Origin of the sequence: Virgibacillus siamensis (assembly GCF_039522605.1) — a bacterium.
In the GTDB taxonomy this organism is placed as follows: domain Bacteria; phylum Bacillota; class Bacilli; order Bacillales; family Amphibacillaceae; genus Lentibacillus; species Lentibacillus siamensis.
Genome location: NZ_BAAADS010000001.1, coordinates 529,651 through 545,821, shown reverse-complemented (window position 1 = coordinate 545,821; position 16,171 = coordinate 529,651). Strand labels below are relative to the sequence as shown.

Here is a 16,171-nt window from a genome sequence, read left to right as displayed (position 1 = left end):
CCCTATGAAGGGGCGTGTTTCCTTTATCTCATTTAAGGAAGATCGGCTAAAACCGCCGCTTTGCGCGGCAACGCCGACCTACCCGCGATGCGCGGGCACAGTTTGTACGTTGCTAAACGGGCGCTTACGCCTTTGTTCTATTCCTTCATTTTTTCTTCCATTTGTTCAAATTGATCCTGAACTTGTTTTTCCGGTTTGTCTGTCATTAACGTGACGACAATGATTGCAATGAGACTTAGGAAGAATCCGGGGATTAACTCATATAAATCGGAGTTTGCCAGGCTTGGAATGACCAGCCATATAACAATTGTCAGGCCTCCGACGACCATACCTGCTAGTGCTCCCCATATTGTCATGCGCTTCCAGTATAAGCTCAGTAAAATAGCTGGCCCAAATGCAGCACCAAATCCTGCCCATGCGTTTCCGACGAGACCCAGGATTGTGTCATTTGGTGAAAAGGCAAGCACCAGGGCAATAATCGCTACAATTAAGACTGCCAGCCTTCCGACAAGAACAAGCTCCTTGTCAGACGCTCCCCGTTTAATGAAAGTTCGATAAAAATCTTCCGTAACAGCGCTTGAGGTAACGAGCAGCTGTGAAGATACTGTACTCATGATTGCCGCCAGAATTGCTGCCAAAATAAATCCTGTGATATATGGGTTAAATAATACTTCGGCAAAATGAATTAATACAGTCTCCGGATCATTAATGACACCTGATCCATTGAAATAAGCAACCCCAACAAGGCCGACGAGCATTGCGCCAATGATGGAGATGGCCATCCAGCCAATTCCAATTCGGCGTGCGGATCGTAAATCCTTCATTGATTTGATTGCCATAAACCGTACAATGATGTGGGGTTGTCCAAAGTAGCCAAGCCCCCACGCTAAGAAGGATATAATCGTTACAAAGGACGCTCCTTTGAAAAAGTCCAATAATGACGGGTCAATTCGCTGTAACTCATCAAGCAATGTTTGTGTTCCCCCGACATCGGTAATCGCGACGATGGGTACTAAAATCAGCGCTGTGAACATAATGATACCTTGAACAAAGTCTGTCATACTTACAGCAAGGAAACCACCAAACAGTGTATATGCGACGATAACACCGACTGTCAGAAACAGTCCGAAGTGATATCCCATCCCGAATGCACTTTCAAATAACTTTCCGCCTGCAACCATGCCGGCAGATGCGTATAAAATGAAAAAGATTAATATAAAAATGCCGGAGACCAATCGTAAAATGTTGGACGAGTCAAAAAAGCGGTTTTCCAAATAATCCGGGATCGTGATGGAGTCTTTTGCAATTTCCGTGTACGTCCTCAATCTGGGTGCCAATATTAAATAGTTTACATAAGCGCCTACAGTAAGCCCGATTGCAAGCCAAGCACTCGCAGCCCCCGTCATGTACATCGCACCGGGCAGCCCCATAACCATCCAGCCGCTCATGTCTGATGCCCCCGCCGATAACGCGGTAACGGCCGGACCTAAATCACGTCCACCCAACATATAATCTGATAAATTTTTTGTCCTTCGATAGGACCAGTAACCAATTAACAACATCCCAAGCATATAAATGCCCAGTGATATGAATATTCCGACTTGCACCAAATTCCTCCTCATATAGGATGTGGTTTGCTTTCATAAATATTGTTATGCATCGTCGTATTACTGCTCCGTCCATTAAAAATATGCATAAACAAAAAGCAAATCATTCACGAACAGCAACGGTTATATAGGCTACCATTCTACCGGGATACATTCAAGTAGCGAGGGATGGCCGGTAGTTGGGCGTATACTCTAACAGAGCGGTAACGAAGGGGGTTTTCGCTCATGTTAAAGAAGTAAAATTGTGAATAGTTAAACGCACTATTCTTGTCGAATGCAGCGTTATTTTCATGAATTTACCAAAGCGTATTGGATGAATCTTTTATCCATTAAAAAATTCTTCTACCAACGAAATAAACCGTTTCACGACAGGCGGCAGGTACCTGTTTTTGTCGTAAGCGAGATATACCGTTCTGGCAATACTGGAGTCGTACAGCGGTTTGATCATGGTTTGCAGTGATCGCTTGGAAAAGCGTACATAATTTTCCGGTAATACAGTAATTCCCAGGCCGCTTTCGACCAGACTGCAGCCGGTTTCGAAACGTTCGATTTCAAATCGGATGTTTAAATAGACACCCGCTTTACGAAATGCATCGACAATATCATTTCTTGTTTGGAATCCTTCTTTGCATACGATGAAATCTTCTCCTTCCAAATCAGTTATGCCAATCTTTGTCTGATGTTCCAGTTCATGGCCGGGCGGGATTAATGCGACCAGCCGCTCATTATAAATGGGAATGGTTTCGATTTCCTCATTTTGAATAAACTGATTTGTTATGGCCATATGAATTTCAAAGTTGCTGAGTGCTTTTGTTACATCAGCGAGACTTAATGTTTCCAACAGGCTGACCTTCACATTCGGTTGTTCCTGCTTAAATTTCTCCAAAACTTCTGGGATAAAAAACATTGATGATTCGATAAGCCCGATGGATAGATTCGGCGGCCCCACTTCCTTCAACCGGGTCATTTCATGTGATACATGTTCATAATGGTTAAGCAGTTTTTTTGCTTCCTGGTACAGGATTTGCCCCTCATTCGTTAAACGGAATTCTCGGTATCTTTTATCAATAAGTGCAAAGTTCAGTTCGTTTTCAAGTTTTTTCATGGAGGCGGTCAATGAAGGCTGGGTTAGGTGGAGCTTTTCTGCCGCCCGAGTATAGGTGGTTTCCTCAACCAAAGTCGCGAAATATTTCAGTTGCCGTATTTCCATTCCATTCCCTCCTCTATAAACAAAATCTATCGAATTATAAAAAATAAGTATTGGTATTTATAGCTTAATCCTATTATAATTTCATGTAAAGTTATAGTATTCAGAAATATTCAGGATGCAGAGGTGATTCAAAATTTACAAACCAACAGAAAAACAACTTTGGAGCGGGAGGGTGGATTCGGATCAGGAACCGTCCGGATTTCGTTTTCATCAGGTTGTAAAGGTTGAGGATATACGTAATTTTGGTAAAAATGACAACGCTTTCGCTGTTATTGGTTTCGCCAGTGATGAAGGTGTACGGCGCAATAAAGGCAGGCAAGGGGCGAGTGAGGCTCCGGATGCCATCCGCCAGGCACTTGCAAAACTGCCGTGTCATTTGGATAATGAAGTAATCGATGCCGGGACTGTTATTTGTGAAAACGGTAATTTGGAAAATGCACAAACGGAACTTGGCGAACAGGTTGAGCACATTTTAAACGTATCGGCAACTCCGGTCATTATTGGTGGCGGGCATGAAACATTGTATGGTCATTATTTGGGCGTCAGGAAGTTTTTAGGCAAGGATTCAAAGCTTGGCATTATTAATATTGACGCACATTTTGATTTACGGAATGATGAACAGCCATCATCCGGGACCATGTTCAGACAAATTATGGAGCAGGACGAGAATGCCGGATATTTGTGTCTGGGCGTGCAGGAATTTGGAAATACAAAAATGCTGTTTGATACGGCAGATAAACTGGGCTGTCACTATATGCTGCAACAGGAAGTGGAGGCAGGAAATTTTCAGGAAGTGCAGCGGAAGATTGATGCTTTTACCGAAAACCATGACTATATCTTGCTGACACTTTGTACGGATTCGATGATGGCATCTGCAGCACCAGGGGTCAGCGCACCAACACCATTGGGACTTGATCCGAAAACAGTCCAGAAAATCATGACGTATACAGCTGCACTTGAAAAAACCATCAGCTTTGATATTTCAGAAGTGAATCCGCGTGTTGATGAAAACGGCAAGACGGTAAAACTCGCTGCATATTTAGCAGCAGAAACGATGAACAGTTTTCATACATCAGTTCAACATTACATGAAAGTGGGGAGATAAAATGGTAGCGGATGCAAAGAATCATGTTCAACAATATCGGGGGACTGAACTTCATACAAAAGGGTGGCTGCAGGAAGCCGCATTGCGCATGTTGAGCAACAATCTCAACCCGGAAGTTGCAGAAAATCCGGATGAGCTGGTCGTTTATGGCGGAATTGGTAAAGCAGCACGGAACTGGGATTGCTATAACGCCATTGTGAAGGAATTGAAGCGGCTTGAGGATGATGAAACATTGCTGGTTCAGTCGGGTAAGCCGGTTGTTGTGTTTAAAACACATAAAGATGCGCCTAAAGTGCTGATTGCCAACTCGAATCTTGTTCCGGCATGGGCTAACTGGGATCACTTTAATGAACTGGATCAAAAGGGTTTGATGATGTACGGCCAGATGACGGCCGGCAGCTGGATTTATATCGGAAGCCAGGGAATTGTTCAGGGAACATATGAAACGTTTGCTGAGTGCGGGCGTCAGCATTTTGATGGGAGTTTAAAAGGAACTATTTCGCTTACTGCCGGTCTAGGCGGCATGGGCGGTGCACAGCCACTGGCGGTAACGCTGAACGAAGGGGTTTGTATCGCAATCGAGGTTGATCAGCACCGGATAGACCGCCGTCTGGAAACGAAATACCTGGATATACAGGCGGATGATTTAAGTGAAGCAATCCGGATGGCACAAGAAGCCCGTGATTCCGGAAAAGCTCTCTCGATAGGTCTCTTGGGGAATGCAGCGGAAATTTTACCTGAGATGATTGCAGCAGGATTTATTCCAGATGTGCTGACTGATCAGACGTCAGCCCATGATCCGAAAAATGGCTATGTACCGGTTAATATGTCAACGGAAGAAGCGGCTGATTTGCGCAAAAAAGATCCGGAAAACTATACAAAGCTTTCCAGAAAAAGTATTGCCAAGCACGTGGAAGCAATGCTTGCGATGCAGCAAAAAGGCGCTGTCACGTTTGATTATGGCAACAATATCAGGCAAGTGGCCAAGGATGAGGGAATCAAGAATGCTTTTGATTTTCCGGGCTTTGTTCCCGCCTACATCCGACCGCAATTTTGCGAGGGAAAAGGACCGTTTCGCTGGGTGGCATTATCAGGTAACCCGGAAGATATTTATAAAACGGATGAAGTCATTTTGCGGGAGTTCAGCTATAATGAATCGCTTTGCAACTGGATTCGCATGGCGCGGGAAAAAATCAGTTTTCAAGGTCTCCCGTCCCGAATTTGCTGGCTGGGATATGGGGAACGTGCCCGATTTGGCAAGATCATCAATGACATGGTTGCAAGCGGTGAAATAAAGGCACCGATTGTAATCGGACGCGATCATCTGGATTCCGGTTCTGTTGCTTCACCGAACCGCGAGACGGAAGGAATGAAGGATGGCAGTGATGCGGTTGCAGACTGGCCGATCTTAAACGCACTTGTGAACAGTGTCGGCGGAGCAAGCTGGGTCAGTGTTCATCATGGAGGCGGTGTCGGCATGGGATATTCCCTGCATGCAGGCATGGTTATCGTTGCGGATGGAACGAAAGAAGCGGAAGCAAGGCTGGAGCGCGTCTTAACAACCGATCCCGGTATGGGGGTTGCACGCCATGTCGATGCAGGTTATGAACTGGCAGAAGAAACTGCGCGGGAAAAAGATGTCAAGATACCAATGTTGGACGGAAAAGGAGAATAAATCATGGCAGAAATTTTGTATATTGCGAATGCATCACAGGTGATCACGATGAAAGGTCATTCGGATAAACCAGCAAAAAAAGAAGCGATGCGCGACTTGAACATTATTGAAAATGGGAGTGTTCTTATCCGGAATGGCAAGATTTTGGCGGTTGGTCCGGATTCCGAGCTGAAATCGGAGTATGCGGACACGATTGACAGCGCAAAGAAAATCGATGCCAGAGGAAAAACGGTAACACCGGGGCTGATTGACCCGCATACCCATCTTGTGCACGCCGGAACAAGGGAAAATGAATATGCCATGCGGCTCCAAGGCAAAACATATATGGAAATAATGAATGCCGGGGGAGGGATTCATGCTACAACCCGGGCAACGCAGGAGGCGGATTTTGACCAGCTTTACGCAGAATCAAAAAAACGTCTGGACACCTTTTTCACGTATGGTGTTACAACGGTTGAGGCAAAAAGCGGCTATGGATTAACGCTTGAACATGAATTGAAACAGCTGGAAGTAGCCAAACAATTGAATGAGGATCATCAGCTGGATGTTGTGTCTACATTCATGGGAGCCCACGCAGTACCACTGGATGAAAAAGATAATCCGGAGCCATTTGTTGACCGGGTCATTCAGGAAATGATTCCGGAAGTCGCAGAAAAGAATCTGGCTGTATTTAATGATGTTTTTTGTGAACGCGGGGTATTTACACCGGAGCAATCACGGCGGATTCTGGAAGCAGGCAAAAAACACGGCCTGATTCCTAAAATACATGCGGATGAAATTGAACCATACGCCGGTGCCGAACTTGCAGCTGACGTCGGTGCAATTTCCGCGGACCACTTGTTGAAAGCTTCCGATGAAGGGATTCGTCAGATGGCTGAGAAAAATGTAATTGGTGTCCTGCTGCCTGGTACAGCATTCTTCCTGATGGCAGAATTTGCACGGGCAAGACGAATGATCGATGCAGGTGTTCCGGTTGCACTGTCAACCGATGCCAACCCTGGCTCATCGCCGACATTATCCCTGCAGTTCATCATGAACTTGGGTTGCCTCAAAATGGGAATGACACCGGAAGAAGTTTTAACTGCCGTAACCGTTAATGCTGCCCATGCAATTGGCTGTGCAGATCGGATTGGAAGTTTGGAGCCGGGAAAACAGGGAGACATTGCGATTTTTGATGTTCCGAACCATTTGATGCTGTCGTATAACTATGGGATGAATCATGTGGATCAGGTGGTTAAAAATGGGGAGCTGGTTGTTGGGAGGCATTGCCAATGATTGAATTAACAGGTGATTCACTGACAATTGATCAGTTAAAACGAATCTGCGTTGATTTGGAAGATGTAATGATTGCGGAAAAGAGCATGAACAATGTTCGGAACAGCAGATTTGCTGTTGAGCGTATTGTTTCCAAAAATAAAACGGTGTATGGCATTAACACTGGTTTTGGAAAGTTCAGTGATGTCCTCATTGATGAAGAAGACGTGGGGGATTTACAGCTTAATCTGATTCGATCACATGCATGTGGCATCGGCAATCTTTTTCCGGAAGTAGTATCAAGGACAATGCTTGTACTTCGATTAAATGCGTTAATCAAAGGATTTTCCGGAGTACGTGAAGAAGTCGTATTACTTTTACAGGAGCTGATCAATAAACAGGTTCATCCGATTGTTCCGCAGCAAGGATCGCTTGGTGCATCCGGTGACTTGGCTCCACTAGCACATCTGGCACTTGTTTTGGTTGGGGAAGGCCACGTGTATGATTATGACGGGGAATCAGTCGATGCATTGGATGTTTTAAGCAGAGAGGCGATTCAACCTATTACGCTCAAAGCAAAAGAGGGATTGGCGTTAATTAATGGAACACAGGCAATGACTGCCATGGGCGTAATCAGTTATATTGAGGCGGAGCAATTGGCATATGACAGTGAATGGATTGCTGCAATGACGGTTGAGGGACTGGAAGGAATAATCGATGCATTCCATCCGGCCGTCCATAAAGTGAGAGGATATAAGCAGCAAGAGCAGGTGGCTGAGCGGATGAACGGCTGGCTGGATGGAAGTATGTTGATAACACGCCAGGGAGAAAAACGGGTTCAGGATGCCTATTCGATCCGGTGTATTCCGCAAGTACATGGTGCGACCTGGCAAACCCTCGATTATGTAAAAGAAAAGCTTGAAATTGAAGTGAATGCAGCGACTGATAATCCATTGATTTTTGATAATGGCGACCTTGTGATATCCGGGGGCAATTTCCATGGCCAGCCAATCGCTTTGGCTATGGACTTCCTTAAAATCGCAATGGCGGAATTGGCGAATATTTCGGAGCGGCGGATTGAACGATTGGTGAATCCGCAATTGAATGACCTTCCTCCATTCCTGAGTCCGAGTCCCGGGTTAGAGTCCGGTGCGATGATCATGCAGTACGCGGCTGCATCCCTTGTGTCAGAAAATAAGACGTTGGCACATCCTGCCAGTGTTGACTCGATTCCATCCTCGGCAAATCAGGAAGACCATGTCAGCATGGGAACGATTGCTGCAAGACACGGCGCAGCGATTATACAAAATGCACGGCGCGTTCTTTCCATTGAATGCATGTGTGCGTTGCAGGCTGTTGAATATAAAGGAGTCGATAAAAGCTCACCGGCATTGTACAAATTATGGAACGAATTCCGGGAAATTGTCCCAAGTATTACGAATGACCGTGTGTTTTCAGAAGACATAGAAACCATCAGTAATGCTTTAAATCCAGTGTCAAACAGGGAATCACAGAAGGAAGTATCCTATATATAATGATTTTTTACTCGAATTTACCGTACCGGATAAACTCCCGGTCTAAAAATGGAAATAAGGAGTTGAATTGATGCTATTAAATCCGGTAGTCTTGTCGGTTTTAGTCTTGGTAATACTCAGTCTTGCCCGCGTACATGTGATTATTTCCCTGCTGATTGCAGCTGTCGTTGGCGGACTAACAGCAGGATTATCACTTGAGGAAACGTTCACCACTGTGGTTGGCGGGCTTGGCGGACAAGGTGAAACGGCATTGAGTTACCTGCTATTGGGTATCTTGGCTGTTATGATTGCCCGTTCCGGTATCACCGATAAGTTAATCAGGGGTGTTCTACCGTTTATTCGCGGCAGGCGCGGTATAGTGCTGTTCGTAATCGCCGGTCTGGCTTGTTTATCGCAAAATGTGGTTCCTGTCCATATTGCGTTTATACCGATTCTGATTCCACCGCTGTTATCTATTTTCAATAAAATGAAGGTTGACCGCAGAGGAATTGCCACAGCACTGACTTTTGGGTTGAAAGCACCGTATATGCTTGTACCATTAGGATTCGGGCTAATCTTTCAAGGAATTATTGTGGAAGAAATGAAAGCAAATGGTATGACCATTGCTTTATCCAAAATACCATTGGCCATGGCAATCCCTGTAGCCGGGATGGCTGTCGGATTGGCAATTGCCATCCTGATAACTTACCGGAAGGGCCGTGAATATGCGGATATTCCAACAGAGTTTTCCAATGAGGTAGCTGCTTCAACAAACGAGGATAAAAAGAAATGGCAATGGAATCATTATGTTGTTATTCTTAGCCTCATTGTCACCCTGGTATTGCAGCTCGTATATGGATCATTGGTTCTTGCTGCTCTCGGCGGCATTCTGGTTATTTTTATTTTCCGTGCAGAAACATGGAAGAGTGGTGAGGTCGTCGTTGAAAATGGTGTAAAAATGATGGGAACAATAGCGTTTGTCATGCTTATTGCCTCCGGATATGCTTCTATATTAACGGAAACCGGGGCCGTTGATGAACTTGTAAAATCCGGAAGTGACTGGATTGGCGACAGCAAACTTTTGGCAGCGGTTGTTATGATGTCTATCGGACTATTAGTTACGATTGGTATCGGCACATCGTTTGGAACCATTCCGGTACTAGCCGCAATTTTTGTACCTTTGTGTGCAACAATTGGATTCAGTCCTCTTGCTACTGCTGCCTTGATTGGAACTTCCGGGGCTATTGGTGATGCGGGTTCTCCTGCTTCAGACAGTACGCTGGGGCCAACTTCCGGGTTGAATGTGGACGGCCAGCACCATCATATCTGGGATACCTGTGTTCCAACCTTTTTACACTATAATATTCCATTGTTTATTTGCGGAGTGATCGCAGCAATGGTGTTATAGACTGAATCTGTTCTATTTAAATGAAAAAGAACTATCATTATACCATGATGGTTCTTTTTCAATAAGGTGAAAAAAGGGGGGCATCACTGCTGGAATGCAGTAACTGAAGGAACAAATTTATTTTCCGGGAGGGTTAAAGATGGAGAATCCTGTAAATGATGTTGTTGGGAAGGAAGCGAATCATACAAACGGGAAAAATATTTTGAAGTTTGTTATTTACAGTTTTATTGGTGCATTCACCTTTTTTATTCCAATTACGATTAATGGAAATTCCACTATTCCATTGGATCACATGGTCACGTTTGTCGAGGAAAATTTGACGGCTGCAGTACCGTACTACATCCTGCTTGTCATTATATTTGGTGCGGTACATCCTTTTGTCAATAAAACCTGGAACAAGGATGCTGTTTATACGGTCCTATCATTGTTTAAAATAATCGGGATGATCGTCGCGTTTATGCTTGTTTTTGATTTTGGCCCAGAATGGCTTTTTGATCCCGATTTGGGACCGTTTTTATTTAATAGTCTGGTAACGTCAGTCGGTATTCTGGTTCCACTTGGTGCGGTATTTTTGGCGCTATTGGTCGGGTATGGATTATTGGAGTTTATTGGAGTCCTAGTACAGCCGATTATGAAACCAATCTGGAAAACTCCGGGACGTTCAGCAATTGATGCGGTTGCCTCGTTTGTCGGAAGCTATTCTATTGGTCTGTTAATTACAAATAAGGTATTTAAGGAAGGCAAATATACGATTAAAGAAGCATCTATTATTGCGACAGGGTTTTCAACAGTATCAGCCACATTTATGATTGTTGTCGCAAAAACACTTGGGATTATGGATATTTGGAATATATATTTTTGGGTAACATTAGTGGTCACTTTCTTTGTAACCGCTATCACAGTTAGAATTTGGCCGTTAAATAAGATGAGTGACTCTTATTATAATGGTCAGGAAGGATTTCCGGAAAAGAAGGTTAAGAAAAATCGTTTCCAGGAAGCTTGGAAGCAGGCAATGGAAACTACTGAGGAATCCTTACCATTACTAAAAAATATTTGGATCAATTTAAAAGATGGCCTCATTATGACAGGAGCAATTCTCCCTTCGATATTGTCGGTAGGTCTACTAGGTCTCATTCTTGCAACGTATACACCGGTATTCGATATTTTGGGATATATTTTCTATCCATTCACATGGCTGGTACAATTACCGGAACCTTTATTGGCGGCTAAAGCAGCTGCAGTTGAGATAGCGGAAATGTTTCTTCCGTCATTACTGGTGGTAGAGGGTTCATTGGTTACAAAATTTGTGATTGCTGTGTTATCCGTTTCAGCGATTATATTCTTTTCTGCCCTAGTTCCTTGTATTTTATCTACCGAAATCCCGATCAGCATTCCAAAACTGTTAATCATCTGGATTGAACGGACAATTTTGACGATTGTTATTGTGACTCCGATAGCGTATTTGTTGTTGTGAGTTGGAATGGCTTTAGCGGGGTGTGTAAATAGGGCATTGCCACAAATTAATCTTACATCAAACAAAGCACACCGATTTCACGCAGGTGTGCTTTGTAATAGTTTGGTTTATTTGATACCACCGGCCCATTTCTCCACCAACTCCTGATGGTTTTCAATCCATTTAGCAGCGCCTTTTTTGGGCTGGTTGTCATTTTTCCGTATGACATTCATGAGGGAAGCTAGCTGCTCATGTGACATGTTCCATTGGTCGAGCGACTTGGTTACTTTTGGAAATTCTTTTTTAAAGCCTTTCCGGGAGTACCAGAAGACATTATCCGCTTCGCCGTAAACATTTTTGGGATCATCCAAATATTTCAGATCCCAAACTGCAAATGCCCAGTGCGGGTTCCAAAGGGTAACAACAATCGGTTCTTTTTCGTCATATTTCTTTTTCAACTGTGCGGTCATCGACGGACCTGAACTTTCAATCAGATTGTAATCCAAATTGTATTTTTGTACAGCTTTATCACTCATTTTCATCAGGCTTGCACCTGGTTCGATGCCAATTATTTTACCGTTGAATTTTTCTTTATTGGCATTTAATTGTGCCATGCTGTCAATGTCCATATATTCAGGGACAGCCAATCCAAGTCTTGTATTCTTATACCACCGGTCATGTTTGACGATTTCATCTTTATACCTGCTAACATAGGGTTTATCGGTGTGCGGCAGCCAGACTTCCAGATTGACGTCAATGCTTCCATCAGCCAGCCCGGAATACAATGCTCCCTTTGTTACAGAGGTCAGCTCGACATCGTAACCCTTATCCTCAAGAACAATTTTCCACATGTTAGCAACGGCAATTGTTTCAGCCCAATTTTGCAGGCCGATATGTATGGTTCCCTTATTTCCATCTTCCTTATCATCGGTACTATTTTTCTGTGTACCATCACTGCTGCAACCCGCCAAGACGAATAGCAATAGTGCAATAATGAATATAAAATATGTCCAGTGTCGTGCTTCTTTCATGGTCATTCCTCCCGTTCTTAGAAATTTAACGATACAACAGTTGAAGATTGTACTATTATTTGATTGTTTAATCAAATTTTGGCTGGTATTCTGATGTGTTCTATATTTTTGGGAGTATCACCAGGAAAGGTAGTTCATATAAGAAATAGTACGTTTCATTAAAAAAATTTCTGGCTGATCCTTTACAGGGTCCAGACTTTCATGTTGCATGTTATACTATAGGCGAAGGAGGAATTTACATGTCATTGGATTATCAAAATAGACTAGAACAATTACAGCAATATTTAAAGGAACAGAATTTCTCTATTGCGCTCATTGCATCACCAGCCAACGTATTCTATTTTACCGGGTTCGATTCGGATCCGCATGAGCGTTTTATGGCACTGGTTTGGGATGGACAAACAGCGGAATTCAAATTGTTTGTACCGGCATTGGACAAAGAAATCGCTGAAAACGACTCATTTGTCGAAAAAATTATTCCGATATCGGATGAAGCGGATCCTTTTTCCATATTAAAAAACAATGTTGGTACTGATATAAAGAGCATCGGTCTGGAAATGAAAGAAACGAGTATGTTCAAACATCGCAACTTGAATGCTGCTTTTCCAGAGGTGAGTTATGATGATATTCAGCCTTTCATAAATAAGCTGCGATTGAAAAAATCCAGGCAGGAAGTTACATATTTGCAGGAGGCAGTGGATATCATCGAGAAGGTACTGGAAGAAGGAATGAAAAAGGTGAAAACCGGTATGACGGAGGTGGACTTGACTGCTGAACTGGAATACCTTATGAAAAAGTTTGGAGCGGAAGGACCTTCGTTTTCGCCTATTGTGCTTTCCGGTGAAAAGTCTGCATTGCCGCACGGCGTTCCAGATGACCGGAAGTTTCAGAATGGCGACTTCCTTCTGATAGATTTTGGTGTGAAAACAAAACATGGCTATTGTTCAGATACAACAAGAACGTTTGTGATTGGTGAGCCTTCTGAAAAGCAGAAAGAGATGTATCATATTGTACTGGAAGCCAATCAGGCGGGAATCAATGCAGTCCAATCCGGTAAGCCCCTGAAAACATTTGATCTGGCTGCGAGAGATGTCATCGACAAGAGTGGATATGGTGACTATTTTAATAATCGTGTCGGACATGGACTGGGGATTGACGTGCATGAAGAACCGTCGATTCACGCAAATAATGAACAACTTGCGGAAGAAGGGGTATTCTTCACTATCGAGCCGGGGATTTATATACCGGGATACGGCGGTGTCCGTATTGAGGATGAAGTTTTTATTAACGAAAAGGGCGAGGCAGAGGTGTTAACGTCGTTTCCTAGGGACTTGCAGGTTTTATAGTGGAAGATTAATAATTTCAAATGCATACCATGAAAGATTGAATAAGGCTGGCAGAAGTTTTTATCTGCCAGCCTTCGTTATTCTAAGCTTCATTCGGAATAACCGGCAATACAACATGTGACGGATACTCTTCATTATGATAAATCGTTTGTTTTGCTGGTTTCGTTTCCGCGCTGTTCAGCATCGTTTTTCCGGTGTTCGGGTTCACGTCAAATCGCGGGAAATTGCTGGATGCGATTTCGATTCTGATTTGGTGATCCGGTAAAAAGACGTTGCTGGTGGCCCATAGGTCCATTTCATACTCGACGATTTCTCCGTTAAGCTCCGGTTCCGGCGTATAGCCGTTCCGGTAGCAGGACCGGACAATGCCGTCAGTGAGGTTGATGGCGGTTCCATCCGGGAAAACATCGACCAGTTTTGCGGTGAAATCCGTATCTGGCGCATCGGTTGCTGCCCATAATTTTACGTTTATCGGCCCCGTAACTTCCAGCGGTTTGTCCAATTTTTCCGATGTGTAGACAAGGACATCATCGCGGTTTTCAATTACTTTCTGATCGTGCGGGCCAGTTGTTTGAACACCATCATACAGTGTTCCGCCTCCAACGGTTGGTACAGGTTGATCAGGATTATGGATATACGAATCAACTGCTTCATCGCCAGGTTTCGCAAATGATAATGTGCCATCTCCGGAGCGGGAATTTGCCTGACCATGGCTGTGTAAATAAAACGGTGTATATTGCGTTCGGGCGAGCGGCCATTCCTGTTCACTCCGCCACCGGTTGGTCCCCATGACAAAAAGCTTTACAGGTGGTTCATCGATATTTTTCGACTGTTCCGCTTTTAGCCAGTGATTGAACCAGTCAATATGCAAACCGGTCAAGTCATTGTTTAAATCAATCCAATCTTCGGATGCGTGAATCCCAAAGTTTCGTTCACCGATGACTGACTTGAAGTCACCATGCGCCCATGGACCAATTATCAGTTTTTGCTGCTGGCTTCCCAGTTGATCCATTTCCACGTAATTCTCCAGTGTGGATTGGAGCAGTGAGTCATACCATCCCGCGACATGGTAGGCTGGTACATCCATTTCTTTATAACGATTGAAAACACTTGCTTTATCCCAGGAGCTGTCATTCAATTCAAGGTGAAGCTGCTCGAAGAAATAATCACCGACTCCTAATTCCCGCAATGGCGGCCACTCGCTGATTGGTTTGTAGTGGTACCATTCGTTGATATGATTGATGAAATTGGCAGCTTTGTTCATCATTTCCTGATATTTTTTCGTACCGGCGCCATATTTTCGTTTCAACATGTCTGGAACGATTGACTCCAGTGCCCATGTTTCCGATGTGCCAAGCCCATATGCTCCATTATGATACATGTTGCCGCGTCTTGGGTCGTTCAGACTTTGGGAAGGAAAAATCGCTTCCAAATGCGGCGGGCGTTCTGCAGCAGCGGCCAGTTGGGTGAAACCGTAATAGGATAAACCGAACATGCCGACTTTTCCGGAAGAATAAGGCAATGCTGCCGCCCATTCGACTGCATCATAACCGTCTTTAGCTTCATGAATAAACGGTACAAATTCGCCTTCTGATTCAAAACGGCCGCGAACATCCTGGATGATCACGACATAACCGTTTTGTACTAGACGGTTTGTATCCAGGTAGCGATGGGAATAAAACGGCAAATCTTTTCCATATGGGAGCCGTGTCAGCAGAACCGGAAAGTTGCCTTCCTCTCCCGGACGGTAAATATCACTATAGAGTATCGTGCCATCACGTAATGTACAAGCGACATTTTTATCAAGTATGATTTGCATAAAATTTTCTCCTCCTAAATAGGATTCCCGGCCATTTTTGGGCCGGGAATGTTATGGATCTGGTGTTACGCAGCTTCCTGCCCGTTTTTGGCAGTTTTTCCTTTGACAGGGGAAAGGACACGTTCAAGCCAGCCCATACCAAAGTCGGCGATAATTGCCATGACGGCGGTTGGAATTGCCCCTGCTAAAATGATTGGTGCTCCGTTTGTGGCATTTGTTCCGCGGATAATAATGTCACCAAGACCGCCGGCGCCAATGAATGTACCAATCGTGGCAATACCGATCGCAATAACGAGTGCTGTCCGGAGTCCGGCCATAATCACAGATAAGGCAAGCGGAAGTTCGACCATCCGCAGTATTTGGAATTTGTTCATGCCCATTCCACGTCCGGATTCGAGCAGTGCACTGTCAATATTTTGCATGCCGGTATACGTGTTTTTCAAAATAGGCAGGATGGAATATAAAAACAGCGCAAATACAACTGTTGTCGCGCCCAGTCCCATTGCCAGCATTAAAACGGCGAGCATTGCCAGTGCCGGAATGGTCTGAATGATGTTTGTCAGTGAAATCACAAATGTGCTGAGTCTGGCGTGCCGTGAAATGAAAATGCCTGCTGGTATCGCGATGACAGCGGCAAACAGCACTCCATATGCCGACATCAGAAAGTGCCGGATAAATTCTTCCCATACATAACCGAAATTCTGGCTGTAATAAATCCATAAATCCTGTAGCAGTTCCATTGTCGTCAC

The 16,171-nt window shown here is 44.3% G+C and carries 12 protein-coding genes; 7 read left to right on the top strand and 5 right to left on the bottom strand.

Annotated elements, in window-relative coordinates:
• Nucleotides 1-137 precede the first annotated feature (137 nt).
• Complete coding sequence (gene putP / locus ABD010_RS02535; RefSeq protein ID WP_343809987.1) at nt 138-1,607, bottom strand: sodium/proline symporter PutP; 1,470 nt, start codon at nt 1,605-1,607, stop codon at nt 138-140.
• Between the two features lie 322 nt (nt 1,608-1,929).
• Nucleotides 1,930-2,817 (bottom strand): LysR family transcriptional regulator, encoded by an 888-nt coding sequence (locus ABD010_RS02530; RefSeq protein ID WP_343809985.1) that lies wholly within the window; start codon nt 2,815-2,817, stop codon nt 1,930-1,932.
• A gap of 172 nt (nt 2,818-2,989) precedes the next feature.
• On the opposite strand from ABD010_RS02530, the gene hutG reads away from it, so the two are divergent.
• From hutG to ABD010_RS02500, 6 genes are all read left to right on the top strand, one after another.
• Nucleotides 2,990-3,922, top strand: coding sequence for a formimidoylglutamase (hutG, locus tag ABD010_RS02525; protein ID WP_343809983.1), 933 nt, complete (start codon nt 2,990-2,992; stop codon nt 3,920-3,922).
• Between the two features lies 1 nt (nt 3,923).
• Nucleotides 3,924-5,597 (top strand): urocanate hydratase, encoded by a 1,674-nt coding sequence (gene hutU / locus ABD010_RS02520; protein ID WP_343809981.1) that lies wholly within the window; start codon nt 3,924-3,926, stop codon nt 5,595-5,597.
• 3 nt (nt 5,598-5,600) lie between these two features.
• Nucleotides 5,601-6,872: an imidazolonepropionase gene (gene hutI / locus ABD010_RS02515; RefSeq protein WP_343809979.1), complete on the top strand. Its 1,272-nt coding sequence runs from the start codon at nt 5,601-5,603 to the stop codon at nt 6,870-6,872.
• Nucleotides 6,869-8,386 carry a histidine ammonia-lyase gene (hutH, locus tag ABD010_RS02510; RefSeq protein WP_343809977.1) on the top strand — a complete coding sequence of 506 codons (1,518 nt, stop codon included), beginning with the start codon at nt 6,869-6,871 and terminating at the stop codon, nt 8,384-8,386. Before hutI ends, hutH begins: the two co-directional genes overlap by 4 nt.
• Nucleotides 8,387-8,456: 70 nt before the next feature.
• A complete protein-coding gene (locus ABD010_RS02505) occupies nt 8,457-9,773 on the top strand; it encodes a Na+/H+ antiporter family protein (protein ID WP_343809975.1) in 1,317 nt (438 codons plus the stop codon).
• A gap of 139 nt (nt 9,774-9,912) precedes the next feature.
• Nucleotides 9,913-11,247 carry a YjiH family protein gene (locus ABD010_RS02500; RefSeq protein ID WP_343809972.1) on the top strand — a complete coding sequence of 445 codons (1,335 nt, stop codon included), beginning with the start codon at nt 9,913-9,915 and terminating at the stop codon, nt 11,245-11,247.
• Between the two features lie 107 nt (nt 11,248-11,354).
• Here ABD010_RS02500 and ABD010_RS02495 read toward each other — a convergent pair whose 3' ends face one another.
• Nucleotides 11,355-12,257 (bottom strand): glycine betaine ABC transporter substrate-binding protein, encoded by a 903-nt coding sequence (locus ABD010_RS02495; protein ID WP_343809970.1) that lies wholly within the window; start codon nt 12,255-12,257, stop codon nt 11,355-11,357.
• A 239-nt stretch (nt 12,258-12,496) separates the two neighbouring features.
• Between ABD010_RS02495 and ABD010_RS02490 the strand changes: the two genes are divergently transcribed.
• Complete coding sequence (locus tag ABD010_RS02490; RefSeq protein ID WP_343809968.1) at nt 12,497-13,603, top strand: M24 family metallopeptidase; 1,107 nt, start codon at nt 12,497-12,499, stop codon at nt 13,601-13,603.
• Nucleotides 13,604-13,685: 82 nt separating this feature from the next.
• On the opposite strand, the gene ABD010_RS02485 is transcribed toward ABD010_RS02490, so the two are convergent.
• Nucleotides 13,686-15,422 (bottom strand): CocE/NonD family hydrolase, encoded by a 1,737-nt coding sequence (locus tag ABD010_RS02485; RefSeq protein ID WP_343809966.1) that lies wholly within the window; start codon nt 15,420-15,422, stop codon nt 13,686-13,688.
• A gap of 65 nt (nt 15,423-15,487) precedes the next feature.
• Entirely contained in the window at nt 15,488-16,162 is a 675-nt protein-coding gene (locus ABD010_RS02480; RefSeq protein WP_343809964.1) for an ABC transporter permease, read from the bottom strand.
• Between the last annotated feature and the right edge of the window lie 9 nt (nt 16,163-16,171).

Coding starts and splice junctions, on each gene's coding strand:
- ABD010_RS02530 (WP_343809985.1), bottom strand. CDS start 2,817: ATGGAAATACGGCAACTGAAATATTTCGCGACTTTGGTTGAGGAAACC.
- hutU (WP_343809981.1), top strand. CDS start 3,924: ATGGTAGCGGATGCAAAGAATCATGTTCAACAATATCGGGGGACTGAA.
- hutI (WP_343809979.1), top strand. CDS start 5,601: ATGGCAGAAATTTTGTATATTGCGAATGCATCACAGGTGATCACGATG.
- hutH (WP_343809977.1), top strand. CDS start 6,869: ATGATTGAATTAACAGGTGATTCACTGACAATTGATCAGTTAAAACGA.
- ABD010_RS02505 (WP_343809975.1), top strand. CDS start 8,457: ATGCTATTAAATCCGGTAGTCTTGTCGGTTTTAGTCTTGGTAATACTC.
- ABD010_RS02500 (WP_343809972.1), top strand. CDS start 9,913: ATGGAGAATCCTGTAAATGATGTTGTTGGGAAGGAAGCGAATCATACA.
- ABD010_RS02495 (WP_343809970.1), bottom strand. CDS start 12,257: ATGAAAGAAGCACGACACTGGACATATTTTATATTCATTATTGCACTA.
- ABD010_RS02490 (WP_343809968.1), top strand. CDS start 12,497: ATGTCATTGGATTATCAAAATAGACTAGAACAATTACAGCAATATTTA.
- ABD010_RS02485 (WP_343809966.1), bottom strand. CDS start 15,422: ATGCAAATCATACTTGATAAAAATGTCGCTTGTACATTACGTGATGGC.
- ABD010_RS02480 (WP_343809964.1), bottom strand. CDS start 16,162: ATGGAACTGCTACAGGATTTATGGATTTATTACAGCCAGAATTTCGGT.